Here is a 12169-nt window from a genome sequence, read left to right on the forward strand (position 1 = left end):
GGTGCCCAGACCGCCCGAGACGGTGACCGTCGTCAGCCGACCGGCGCCGTCATAGCCGTTGGTGGTGGTACGGGTCGTGCTGCCTGACGTCTCCGTAACGGTGGTGGAGTTGCCCCACCGGTCGTACTGGGTGGTCTTGGTGGGCAGCGTGGTGGGGTTGGAGCCGCCACCGGTGATGGCCGCAGCCGGCCCGGTCTGGCAGACTGCGTCGGCCCACTCGGGGCGACCACCGCAGGTGCCGGTCCCGTCACCGGTGTAGTAGGTGGTGATGGTCGTACCGGCGTCCGTCCCGCTGGAGGCGGGCTGGCTGGTCTTGATGACCCGGCCCTGGTCGTCATAGCCAGTGGTGGTGTTGATCGCCAGGCCACCCGGGTCCTGGGTGGTGTTCCCGCAAGGTCGGGGTGAGGGTGTTGACGTACCAGGTGCCCTTGGAGTCCTTGAAGAACGGCGGGCCAGCCTGCTGGTCCGTGCCCGTCCGGGGACGGTAGTTGTAGGTGACGGTCAGCTTGGGCGGATTGGACGCCGCGTTCGCGGAGTTCACCCGCTTCCACGGCAGGCTCGATACCTCGTCCGTAGCCCGCAGGCCCATATTCGACGTCGTGTTCTTCGCCGAAGGCCAGGTCTGCGCAAGCGTCGTGACATCAGCACTGATCCAGCCGTCCGGCTGCGTCGAACAGCCCGGGTTGCCGGTCGTCGCGGTCGATGTAGCGAACTTCTGGTTCCACGTCGGCTGAGCGGTCCAGCGCGAGGAGGTCGAGGGCTTGCCGGTGTCCCAGACCTCCCACCCGTACGCCTTGCAGTCGGTGTTGCCCGAGTGGAAGTTCCACAGCGACAGCTTCGCGGAGGAGACCAGCGCGTCGGCGAACGGCGCGGTGTTCCACGTGATGAACGGCCGCGCGGTCCGCGCGGTGCCGTCGGCGTTCTTCGTACCTGGGTTGCCCAGGTCCAGCTCGGTGTCGGCCGACCAGTCGACCGTCTCACCCTGCTGAACGTAGGTGTCGAAGACGTTGCTCAACGCCGCGGTGGACGGGTCCACCGTGACCGGGAACTGTGTCTTCGGATCGGCGAGGAAGTCGGCGTCCGGGGTGAAGACCAGGTCGATGCTGGAGCCGTGCTGGACGACCTTCAAGCCGACCTTCGCCCGGTGGGTGTGCTCACCGGAGACCTTGTCGGTGGTGGCGTCCCACATCACCGGCGCGGGCATCACCGCACGCTTCTTGCCCGTCTTGGCATCGGTGAACACCACACTGCCGTCGGCCTGCTGCGCCGCCTTCAGGCCCTTGGCCTTCAGCGGCATGGTGTAGGCGTAACCGTCGGAGGCGGGGCGCTGCTTGACGGTGACGTACTGCTCGAAGCCGGTGCGCGTAGCCTCCACCACCACATCAGCGCCCGGAACCGCATCGCGGTAGGTGGCCTTCGGCCCGTCCAGCACCGGAGCGGGCAAGCCTCCCTTCCACTGCAGTTCGACCTGCTCCTGCCCTTGGCCGAGAGTGACCAGAGTGCGCGGCTCGGCCTGGCCGGCCGCCTTCAGTGACGCGGGTTTGGAGCCGCCCTTGCCGCCCAGGACCAGGCCCTGGGGGTGGGCCGCAGGTGCCACCGAGCCGTCCGCGCGGGCCACCAGGTCCAGGTCAACATCAACCCACTGGCGGTTGCGCTTAAAACGCACCGGCCCGGCCGACGTCTCGGTGGTCAGTGAACCGTTGGGGTTGACCCACGTCGTGGACGTTTCGGTGCGCTCCGACAGCGCCTCCACACGCCTGCCCGACAACCGCGCCGCCACGCGCGCCGACGGCACGTCAGCCGCCTGCGTCGCCCAGCGCTTACCCGCCTTGGCGGCCGTGCTCTCGGACTGGATACGGGGTGCGGCGAAGGCCGTCTCGCTGCCCTCGAGGACCGAGACGGATAGCGCCAGGGCCAGTGAACCGGCTATGGGCGCGGCCACTCTCCGAACAAGCCCCCGTCGCCATGTCTGGTCAGGCTGACGCTCCTGTGTCCCCAAGGCCCGAACCGCACCCGGCCCCCAGGGTGCGGCAACTCGGGTGGCGGGCCGGTGACCTGGAGCTTCCGCGAGAGGAGAAGCTCGCTCGTCCCAGGCCAGGGCGTACGGCTGCGGCGTGACGGCTGGAGTGGGGGTGGAGCGAGGGCGCGGGCCGGACGTCTCTCGGCGATGGTTGAACTCTTGTTCTGGATCACTTTCGGCTCCGTGACGCCGCCACACTGTGTGGCGGTAGCGCTTCTCGGAGTAATGCGTGGAGTCGCCCGAAATCAGCTGCGGTCAAGGTGGCTGGGCTGACAGTTCGGGTCCGCGGAAGAGAGTGTGCCCCGGTTGGAGGAACTGTTGTTCCCGTCGATCGCGGACATCGCAGTGCGGTCGGTGGACGCCAGCATTGCGATAGTGCGGGCCGACGCGGAATGCACCGCGAATGGCGCCGCTTGCCCGGCGTGCAAGGTCTGGCCGAACCGGGTTCGTGGTTCTTGCCTGCGGTTTCCCGCTGATGTGCTCAGCGCCGGACAAAGCGGGGAGCTGCGGCCCGGACACGGCCGGAGTCGGCACCGGCCAGGGCCGCGGGAGCAGGGGCGTTCGGCCGACCAACCAGGCCCAGCGCGTGAGCAACTGGGCCCGGCGTGCGTCCAGTTGCCACAGCGTGGCGTCGATGAACCGCAGCTCCTCGACCGGTGGCGGAACATGTGTGGTCCGGAGTGTGCTCCACGCCACCTCGTAGGACACTCGCCACTCGCCTACTCAGACCGTACTCAAGCCCCGAGACAGCCGCTGCTGTCGCGCCGGTCGATCCCGGCGCTTTAGCGGAGCCCTCCCGCACACTGGCCCATGTTGTCCTGCGAGGGCCGGCGCGCGCGAGGGCGCCGCTGGAGTGTGCGCCGTTAGCAGTTGTCGTAGGCCGGCAGGCCGGCGAAGCGCGCCGCCAGGAAAAGCTGCACGGACGTCTCGCGCGCGGCGGCCTCCTCCACGTGCTCGCCGAGCAGGTCGCGGACCTTGTGGACGGTGGCGCCCTTGGCGCACCAGTCGCGCACGAGGGCGTCGTCCTGTCCCACGGGAACGATCTCGTCGGTGACCGCATGGTAGTCGTAGACCGGTACCGAGGGCGCCTGAGCGCCGAGGGTGTCCTTCTTGAGGACCGCGGCGACCGAAGGGACGCCCAGCGGGTCGGGTACCGTGGTGTCTCGGGAGAGCTTGCGGAAGGCGAAGCCGGTGAGGACGTCCGACTCGCACTTGCCCTTCAGCGCCGCGAAGTCCTGGCGACCGCGCGTGTTCAGCAGGGAGTCGATATTCGATTCGGGCCACTCGGTGGCGATGCCCGCGGCGGCGGCGAACTCGAAGCCGGAGAACGCACCGCCGTCCAGGTAGCGGGCGACTGCGGCCGGATCGGAGGGTGTGCCGCCCATCGCGGCACCGACCAGTTTCACGTCCGGGGCGTAGCTCGGCTGGAGTTGGACCGCCCACCCGGTCGCGTGGGCGCCGCCCGAATAGCCGCTCAGGGCGTACGGGTTGCCCGGGCCGATCCCGGCGGTGTCGAAGTTCTTGACTGCCCGGATGCCGTCGAGCACCGCGTGGCCCTCCTGGGGGCCGGCCAGGAATACGGACCTGGGTCCTTCATGGTCGGGCAGTGCGACGGCCCAGTTCGCGGCGAGAAGTTCGATGCCCAGGGCGGCGTCCTGGTTGTCCTGACCGATGGCGACCTGGTACGACGGCGCGCACTGGGTGCCGAGGCTGTCCTCGGGTGACTGGAGGGAGACGACGGGGCGCGGGCCGTGGCCGGCCCAGGCGGTCAGCGGCACGATCAGCGTGGTCACGGCCAGTTCGGGCCGGTCGTGCGAGTCGTTGGTGCGGTAGGAGATCTGCCAGACGTCGACCGGCATGGGGATCCAGTCGAGTGTGGGCTTGGGCACCGGGCGGCTCGCGACGATCTGCCCGGGGTGGAAGTCGGCGATGTTCGCGGGCGCCGCGTAGAACGGGTCCTGGTCCGGGACCACCGAGCCGGGGGCCGGGGCGGTGGCGGCGACGGCGACGGCGGTACCGGACAGCGGCAGCACCGTCGCGGTGAGTCCCGAGAGAACCATGACGGCGGCAGCGAGGCGTCTCTTCATGTACGTGCTCCTGGGGAAGGGAGAGAGGTGGGGAGTGGTGGGCAAGCCCGGTGACGGATGGGTTACCGGCCAGTAAATTGGGCTGCGTACCATGATGTGGGAGCTCCGGCCGGTCCGGCCCCAGGTGCCGTCCAGAGTTCGGCGAGGTGCTTTGTGACAGATGACAAAAGCAGGACTCTCAGCTTCGGCGGAGTTCCGCTGCAGCTTCGGCTCACCGCCATGGCGCCCGACCTGGTGCCCCGCGTCGTCGCGCGGCTGGCCGCGTTGCTGCCCGTCTACACGACACTGCCGCGCGAGGCGTTGGACGGAGACATCACCAGGGTCGTCGAACGCGGCATCCGCGACTTCGGCGAGGTGTTGTCCACCGGCCGCCTGCCGGGCCCCGAACAGCTCGACGCGGTCCGCGAGTCGGCGGCACGCCGGGCTGAGGAGGGCCTGCCGCTGGAGGCAGTGGTCAGCGCGTACTTCATGGGCGCGCAGGAGTGCACAGCGGCGGTGTCCTCAGCCGCCGAGCCGGCGGACCTGCCCGCCGTGGTGGCCGTCAACCAACTACTGCTCGAATACTTGCGGTTGGTGACGCAGGCCGTCAGTGCGGGCTTCTTCCACGAGCACCGGGCAGCGTTCGGGGAGGAGCACAGCGCCCGGCAGGCGCTGCTGGCGGCCCTGCTCGACGGTGGCCCCGTCCGGCAGGCCGCGGAACGGGCCGGACTGGCGGTGCCCGACTGCTACCTGGTGCTCAGCGTCGCCATCGGCCGGCATCCCGACGAGAACGCTCCAGGCGTGGATCCCGTGGTGGCGGCCCGGCGCAAACTCAGACGACTGCGACGAGAGTTCGACCGGCAGGCGAGGGAGCCGGTGCTGACCGACCTGACCGCCGACGGTGGTCTGGTGCTGGTGCCCAGCCAGGTGGCAGCGACAAAGTGGCGGGCCGAGCACTGGGAGCGGCTGTCGGCGGGTATCGTCCAACTCGGCCGCATGTGCGGCGCCGACCTCACAGTGGGTGCGGAGCCGGCCCCGGCCGAAGGTGTGCCGCAGGCCGCCCGGCTGGCCGCCGAGGTCCGGACGGTCGCCGCCGTCTTCAGCCGCGGCCCGGGCTTGTACCGCCTCTCCGACGTGCTCGTCGAATATCAGCTGACCCGGCCCACACCCGCCCGTGACCGGCTCGCGGTACTGCTGTGCCCGCTGGCGGAGCGGCCGGAGATGCTGCAGACCCTGCGTGTCTTCCTGGCCAACGGCCTCGACCGCCGCCGGACGGCCGCCCAACTCCTAATCCACCCGAACACCGTGGACTACCGTCTACGCCGCACCGGCGAACTCACCGGCCTCGACGTCGGCCGCGGTGAGGACCTCCCCACCCTCTACGCGGCACTCGCTGCCCACGACATCGCCGCCGGGGACGACACTCGTCGAGCCTGAGACTCGCGCACGCCGCACTTTGCCGGGGCCGGAGCATCGGTTAGGCCCTTCTGGTGATCTGGGGGCACAGGTCGTCCGGGATGTCGGACGGAGTGCGTCGGGTGGCTGTCGGCGGGGGACGGCCTGCGTTCAAAGTGGACGAAGAAGGAATGTTCGGAACGGTCATTCCGGGCGTGCCGGTCGCGGATGCCCTGCGAGGTCGACCAGCCTCCGCTCCGCTCCGAGACACTGAGGCGGGTGACGCCCGAACGCCCCATGCCCTGCCGCACGACCGGCTGTCGGGGCTGTTGCGCACCGGAGGTGCAGCGAGGTGCTGCCCCTGGCCCGTCATGGGCCGGGGACTGCGCCGCAGCCGCTTGCAGAACCGGCTGCGCCTGCACGGCGCCCCCGTCGCCGCCGCCATCAGCGCCTGGTAGTCCGGTAAGCGCCAGCTTGAGCGGCCGCACGTGCTGATGGCCCTGTCCATGCTGAAGAGCGTCCTGAACCTGTCGACGAACGCGCGAGTTCGCTGCTCGCGCCGCCCGAGCCCCGGAGCCGCCGGGTGAAGGCGGCTGCCACACGGTCCAGGCTCGCCGAAGCCTGCGCTGGACTGCTGAACGACACCCGGGACACGGCGGAGACACGCCGGACCGCCCGCTTGGCCTGCGTGAGCCGCTACCACCCGGTGGACATCGGCGTGCGCGGCCGGGAACACGTGCTGTGGAGTCGCCAGGTACGTGCTGAGACGGACGGCTCGGACCGGGTACATCGTCAGCTACCAGGCGGACCAGCCGGGCACGGTGCCGGTCTGCGGGCGTCGTCCTCCGAACGCTTCGGCGCGTCTTCCAGGACCCGGTGAACGGCACCGCCGTGGCGGAGCTGTTGTCCGCCCGTCCGCTCGCGCGTGGCGAGACCGCCATCGTCGAGCACGTCATCAAGTATGCCGGTAACCGGCCCCGAGCCGACCAGACCGGTCTCTCACTGCACGTTCCCGTCCGGAAACGCGTGATCGAGGTGCGCTTCGACCCCGCCGCGCGCCCATTCGACGCCAGCGGGCGTACACGCACCGTGCGTCTGGACCTTGCCCCGGCCCGTATCGGAATCCGCGTGTCCTGGGACGGCTCCTGAGCGGCGCGCTACCCGGCCGCAAGTGACTGAATTCTGTGACGGCCTGTGACGAGAGGCCGCCGCTGATCTGGCGTTTCACGCCGCGCCATGGGCTCGCTCCGACAATTCACTGGCTCCTTCCGGTGCGTGAGAGCCCGCGCCTACTCTCCCTCTGCTCGCAGCGCTGCGTCTCTCTCCCCACCGACATCAGGAGACTCGATGTACCGACTCAACGGCACCGGCAGACGGCGGCGGGCCGCACTCGGCCTACCCCTGGCCCTCGCGGTCGCCGCCACCGTCACGGGCCTCGCCCAGACCGCGGTCGCCCAGCCGTCACCGAACCCCTCGCCGACCGCGGTGGTGGGCGACGCCCACCCCTCCGACGCCCACCGGTTGGCGGCACTTCCCGGCGGTGAACGGCTGTCGATGTCGGTCGCCCTGCGACCACGCTCCCAAGCTGCTCTGGACGCCCTGGTCAAGGCGGTCGGCGACCCGCACTCGCCTGCCTACCGGCATTTTCTGACGTCACGTCAGTACAACGGGCGCTTCGCCCCCACCACGGCCCAACTCGAACAGGTCGAGAGCTGGCTGAAGGCGCGGGACCTGACCGTCACCGGCAGCACCGCCAACCGGCAGACCGTGACGGTCACTGGCACCGCGGAGCAGGCGGCCAAGGCGTTCGGCACCGCCCTCTCCCGCTACCAGGGCGCGAGTGGGCAGCACTTCTTCGCCCCCGACACCGAACCCGTCGTCCCGGCCGCGCTAGCCGGCGTCGTACGCGCGGTGACCGGCCTGTCCGACCAGGCTGCCGCCCACCGCACGTCCACCGCACCCGCCGGTCCTGGCGGCCCCGGTGGCGGCTACACACCCGCCCAACTGGTCAAGGCGTACGGTCTGTCCGGCCTGACGGGCGGCTTCGACGGCTCCGGCAAGACCATCGGCCTCGTCGAGTTCGACGGTTTCAACCAGAGCGACGTCAACGGCTGGGCTAGTCACTTCGGACTGGGCGCCATCCCTTACAAGGTCGTACCGGTGGACGGCGGCATCAGCTCCGTCGGCGACCCGCTCGAAGCGAACATGGACATCGACGCGGTCGCCGCGTTCGCCCCCAAGGCATCCCAGCTCGTCTACGAGGCCCCGAACACGGACGCCGCCTGGACGCACATGATGGCGCGCATCGCCTCCGACAACGCCATCGACGTACTGACCACGTCCTGGGGCAACGGCGAGTCCTGCGCCTCCTCCTCCCTCATATCCGCCTCGCACGACTCGTTCAACCAGATGGCACTGCAGGGCGTGACCCTGCTCAGCGCCTCCGGCGACCGCGGCGCCTACGGCTGTGCCTACGCCGGTGATTACACCCAGCAGATGGTGTATCCGGCCAGCGACCCGCTCTTCACCGGTGTGGGCGGCACCAAGCTGACTACCTCGGACTCGGCGGGGACCTATAGCAGCGAATCGGTCTGGAACAACAGCAACGACAACAGCAAGAACGACCGCTCGGCGGGCGGCCCCTCCAACATCTACCCCAAGCCCGACTGGCAGCCAGGCACCGGAAAGGCCCGGATGGTGCCCGACGTGGCCCTGGTCGCCGACTTCCAGGCCGGCGGCCTGTCGGTGCTCAACAACGGCCAGTGGGTGTCAGCCGGCGGCACCAGCGTCTCCGCCCCCCTGTGGGCCGGCTATGTCGCCCTGCTCGACCAGAAGGGAGGCAAGCGGCTCGGACAGCTCGACGCCACCCTCTACGGCCTGGCCGCTGGCAGCGACGCGAGCACGTACTTCCACGACGTGACCACCGGTGACAACGGCACGTACAAGGCGGGCACCGGCTACGACATGTGCACCGGCCTCGGCACCCTCCACGGCGACGCGCTGGGCGAGGCGCTGCTCGGCGGCAACACACCGCCCTCCACCGACTTCGCCGTCACGGTGAACCCTGCCACCGGCAGCGCCACCGCCGGCGCCGGCACCACGGCCACCGTCTCGGTGAGCGCCGGCACGACCCCGCCGTCCTCGGTGACCCTCACGGCCACCGGCGCCCCCTCCGGCGTGAGCGTCTCCTTCGACCCGGCCACGGTCACTCCCGGCAAGAGCGCGACCGCCACCTTCACCACCACGGCCGCGACGGCACCAGGAACGTACGACATCACGCTCACCGGCACTGCCGCTTCGGTCACCCACGTCGCGCACTACATGCTGACCGTCACCGCACCGGGCGGCACCAAGCCCACCCTGACCAACCCCGGCAACCAGACCGGCTACCAGAACCGCGCCACTGGCCTCACCCCGGTGGCCACCGGCGGCACCGCACCATACCGGTGGTCGGCGACCGGGCTGCCCCAAGGGCTGGCGATCAACACCGCCACCGGCGTGATCAGCGGCACCCCGAGCGCCTGGGGCAACTACAACACGCGGCTCACGGTCACCGACGCGAACGGGAAGTCGGCAACGGTCTCCTTCTACTGGTTCGTCTTCCTGGGAGCCTGACTCCATAGCGCCCCGTCCGGCCGCTGCGGGTCAGTCCCACTGCCAGCGCAGGCCGACGGCCCCGGCCGGCACATCCGTCGCGATGCTCTGCACCACCCCGTCACCGCCCACCCAGACCTCGCTCTCCGCCCTCTCCGGGGCCCCTGGTGAGCGCTGGGTGATGCGGTGGCACCGAGCAGGCGACTGAGTCCCGAAGTCGACCACCAGCACGTACTCCGCGGTCGGACGGGTGAACCAGCGCTGGTAGAAGAGCAGCGGTCGGCCAGGCGGAAAGCACAACTCGTACTCCACCATGGTGCGTTCGCCACGGCCGAGCGGTTGGTCAAGCAAGATCTCCGCAGCCATCAGCCCGTACCGGCCGGCAACTTCGGCCCGGCCCGCCCGTCCGTACCGGACCTCGCCCAGCCGCGGGGCCTCGCGGCCGGGGTCGTCGATCTGGTAATAGCTGATCAGCCGGAAGGCCCGGTCGACCGCAGACTCCACCACCTTGCGCACCCGCAGCACCCGTTCGCACCGTTCCGGCCCCAGCGTCAGCACGTCGTGCACCGAGCGCACCAGCAGATCTCCCTCGGCCGGCACGGCGAGTCGCTGCATTATCTGGGTGGCCGGCGGCCACACCGTGGAGTGCGACAGTGTCCCGGGTGTGTGCCCAGCCCAGCGCCCGCGCGGCCTGCGTGGACCGAGCAGGGCCAGCAAGGAGGCGCGAGGCAGTCCGAGTACCTGCTCAAGGGCGGCCACCGCCTCCAGTGACGCCTCACGCTCAGGCCGCGACCGGCCCTGCCGCCAGTAGACCAGCGTGGCCCGGGAGATCCGCACGCCGCGGCCCGCGAGATGTTCACGGATCCGGTCCAGGGTCAGCCCCGACCGGTCGACGGCCGCGGACAGCGCCGCCTCGAAGGGCCCATCACGCAGCACCCGGCCAAGGGGACTGTTCAACTCCATTGCATGACTGTAAAGCGCCGGGGGCACATACGGCAGAGGCGTGTGCAAGGTTGTGGACCAGTTGTGCTGCGTCAGGGGTGCGGGCGTGTTGGTTGCCGCCGACGATCCAGTTGAACAGGAAGCCTGGGCGCGGAACGATGACGACGTCACGGTGACGACGCCCAGCCCGGCGCGGAACGTCAGCGACCACGGTAGGGCGTACTCGCACCGGCCAGAGGCATCGCCACAGCGCCACGCTCACGGGAAGCAGCCGGGTACGGCACGAACGGTCGGTGAGCAGCCCCACCGGGATGGTGAACGCCGCGTCGGCCAGCGCGACGACTGAGGCGAGCAGACCGATCTGGGTATTGGTGAGACCGAACGCCGGCACGAGCTGGGGGACCGTGGCAGCGACGGTGCCCTTGTCGGCCCCGTCCACCGCCAGGGTGGCGGCGAGGACCACAACCACTCTGGTACGGGCCGCCCGCCCAGGGCTCTCTCGCCTCGCTCGGCCAGAGACCGGATCAGCCGCTTCATACGTGCTCCAGGGGCTGTGAGTCGGCCGGTAGGCCTGGGCCCTCCGCGTCAGGCTCGCCGGTGGCCGTCGCTCCTGCTGAGGGGTCGCAGGAGCGCGGCGCGGCCGGTGCTGTGCCGGTCCACTTCTCTGCGCGGGGTGCGGGCAGTGGTCCGCGGCGTCCCAGGGCTGAATCCGCGCGGTCCCGAGGTCGGACCCGCGCAGGATCCCGCCGTGCCGGTGGTCGCATCTTCTCCTTCCAGCCGGTCCTGACGAGCCATGCATTGACCGGCATCGCCGTGAAGAACCCGAGGATCATGGCGAGTTGCATCATCATCCAGTAGGTGGCCGTGGTCTTCGGCAAGCCCGGCGAGAAGATCAGATTTTGGTAGACCCACATGCCGAGGAACAGTCCCAGTTGGAAGGCGAGGATGGGCAGGGTGTCGGCCTTGACTGCCGCCCAGACGCCTTTCGCCCTGCCGATGTCACGCATGGGCACGATGGTGAAGTACTGGAAGACGATGCCCAGGATCCAGGCGAAGGTGAAGTCGAGGGCGAAGTCGGCGAACAGGGCCTTGCCGGCTATCGTCAGGGCGAGGGCGTACACGAGCCACTCCGCGCCGATGTCGCCGAGGGTGCAGCTGGCCCCGCAGTGACTGACCGCTTTCGACTGGACGTTCCACCCTGAGAGCCGGTCCGGGTCCGGCATGCCGTCCTCCCGGTCGATCACAGGCGGTAATGTGCGTCGGTCGTGGCGGAAGTAGAACCAGAGGGCCACCAGGTCCCAGTACAGGGCGGTGATCGGACAGACCAGGTTCATGATCCACATCTTCTGGCGGTAGCCGCGCGGGAAGATGTCGATCAGGATGACCAGTGCAAGGGTGAAGGCGACGGCAGGCTGAACCAGCCTGGCACCACACCTGTTGCGCGCGGTAGCGTCCTCGCACCGCAGTCATGCAGCGATGGCCAGCGTAGTGGATCTTTGCTCGAAGGCGACCGGTGTGAGTAGCCGATCGTTGAGTGCCTGCGCCGGTGGTTGTAGAAGCCGAGCCAGCGGAAGACGGCGAGCCGGGCGGCTCGTGCGGTCGGCCAGCCACGCTGGCCGGGCAGGATCTCCCGCTTGAGCGAGGCGAAGAACGACTCCTCGGCGGCGTTGTCCGCCGAGGTGCCGACCGCTCCCATGGACCGGCGGATTCCGGCGCGGTAACAGGTGTCGGCGAATGCCTTCGCCCCGTACTGGACGGATTCAACTGATCGTCGCAACACCTTGATCGGGAGGTGGAGCGGTTGGCTCTGTGGAGAGGCCTGCTTCGGCGTCTGTGTCGGCATCGGCGGCAAGACCCACGGCGACACGGCCAAGCCGACCGTCTTCTTTGGGCTCGGAAGCCCTGGTGCCAGCGCTGAGATTTCCGCGGACACCGGTGACATGGACAGTGGCTTGTCGGGCGAGGTGTCCTGCGGTTACGGGACCAGAAACGTCAAGTTCTCGGGTGAGGCGAGTGGCGCCGACGTCGGATACGGAACTGGGGTCAGTACGGGGAAGTGCTCGGTGCGCGGGCAGTACACCTTCTAGCCTCGCGCTTTCACGCGGTGGCATGTCCGAGGCTTGATCAGAAACGCGAGAAGTGCTCCTGACCT

At 69.6% G+C, this 12169-nt stretch carries 8 protein-coding genes and 1 pseudogene; 3 read left to right on the top strand and 6 right to left on the bottom strand.

Annotation, left to right across the window (positions count from 1 at the left end; all coding sequences use genetic code 11):
- Positions 1-385: 385 nt before the first annotated feature.
- Together ABEB07_RS10660 and ABEB07_RS10665 are read right to left on the bottom strand one after the other, a co-directional pair.
- Positions 386-1780: pseudogene (locus ABEB07_RS10660) on the bottom strand (DNRLRE domain-containing protein); the annotation flags it as partial.
- A 1103-nt stretch (positions 1781-2883) separates the two neighbouring features.
- Positions 2884-4107 (bottom strand): lipase family protein, encoded by a 1224-nt coding sequence (locus ABEB07_RS10665; protein WP_345668048.1) that lies wholly within the window; start codon positions 4105-4107, stop codon positions 2884-2886.
- 219 nt (positions 4108-4326) lie between these two features.
- Between ABEB07_RS10665 and ABEB07_RS10670 the strand changes: the two genes are divergently transcribed.
- The 3 genes from ABEB07_RS10670 to ABEB07_RS10680 all read left to right on the top strand — a co-directional run bounded on the left by ABEB07_RS10670 (position 4327) and on the right by ABEB07_RS10680 (position 9096).
- Positions 4327-5523: a PucR family transcriptional regulator gene (locus ABEB07_RS10670; protein WP_345668049.1), complete on the top strand. Its 1197-nt coding sequence runs from the start codon at positions 4327-4329 to the stop codon at positions 5521-5523.
- 834 nt (positions 5524-6357) lie between these two features.
- Entirely contained in the window at positions 6358-6630 is a 273-nt protein-coding gene (locus ABEB07_RS10675) for a hypothetical protein (protein ID WP_345668050.1), read from the top strand.
- Positions 6631-6828: 198 nt separating this feature from the next.
- The gene (locus ABEB07_RS10680; protein WP_345668051.1) at positions 6829-9096 is read left to right on the top strand and encodes a protease pro-enzyme activation domain-containing protein; all 2268 of its coding nucleotides are present in this window, start codon (positions 6829-6831) and stop codon (positions 9094-9096) included.
- A 30-nt stretch (positions 9097-9126) separates the two neighbouring features.
- On the opposite strand, the gene ABEB07_RS10685 is transcribed toward ABEB07_RS10680, so the two are convergent.
- The 4 genes from ABEB07_RS10685 to ABEB07_RS10700 form a co-directional block, all read right to left on the bottom strand.
- Positions 9127-10038: a hypothetical protein gene (locus tag ABEB07_RS10685; protein WP_345668052.1), complete on the bottom strand. Its 912-nt coding sequence runs from the start codon at positions 10036-10038 to the stop codon at positions 9127-9129.
- The gene (locus ABEB07_RS10690) at positions 10001-10480 is read right to left on the bottom strand and encodes a hypothetical protein (protein ID WP_345668053.1); all 480 of its coding nucleotides are present in this window, start codon (positions 10478-10480) and stop codon (positions 10001-10003) included. Before ABEB07_RS10690 ends, ABEB07_RS10685 begins: the two co-directional genes overlap by 38 nt.
- Before the next feature lie 70 nt (positions 10481-10550).
- Positions 10551-11351 carry a DUF4396 domain-containing protein gene (locus ABEB07_RS10695; protein WP_345668054.1) on the bottom strand — a complete coding sequence of 267 codons (801 nt, stop codon included), beginning with the start codon at positions 11349-11351 and terminating at the stop codon, positions 10551-10553.
- 41 nt (positions 11352-11392) lie between these two features.
- Positions 11393-11884: an integrase core domain-containing protein gene (locus ABEB07_RS10700; RefSeq protein WP_425588986.1), complete on the bottom strand. Its 492-nt coding sequence runs from the start codon at positions 11882-11884 to the stop codon at positions 11393-11395.
- Between the last annotated feature and the right edge of the window lie 285 nt (positions 11885-12169).

The sequence above is a fragment of the Streptomyces similanensis genome, from assembly GCF_039543625.1.
Lineage (GTDB): Bacteria > Actinomycetota > Actinomycetes > Streptomycetales > Streptomycetaceae > Streptomyces > Streptomyces similanensis.

Coding starts and splice junctions, on each gene's coding strand:
- ABEB07_RS10665 (WP_345668048.1), bottom strand. CDS start 4,107: ATGAAGAGACGCCTCGCTGCCGCCGTCATGGTTCTCTCGGGACTCACC.
- ABEB07_RS10670 (WP_345668049.1), top strand. CDS start 4,327: ATGGCGCCCGACCTGGTGCCCCGCGTCGTCGCGCGGCTGGCCGCGTTG.
- ABEB07_RS10680 (WP_345668051.1), top strand. CDS start 6,829: ATGTACCGACTCAACGGCACCGGCAGACGGCGGCGGGCCGCACTCGGC.
- ABEB07_RS10685 (WP_345668052.1), bottom strand. CDS start 10,038: ATGGAGTTGAACAGTCCCCTTGGCCGGGTGCTGCGTGATGGGCCCTTC.
- ABEB07_RS10695 (WP_345668054.1), bottom strand. CDS start 11,351: ATGAACCTGGTCTGTCCGATCACCGCCCTGTACTGGGACCTGGTGGCC.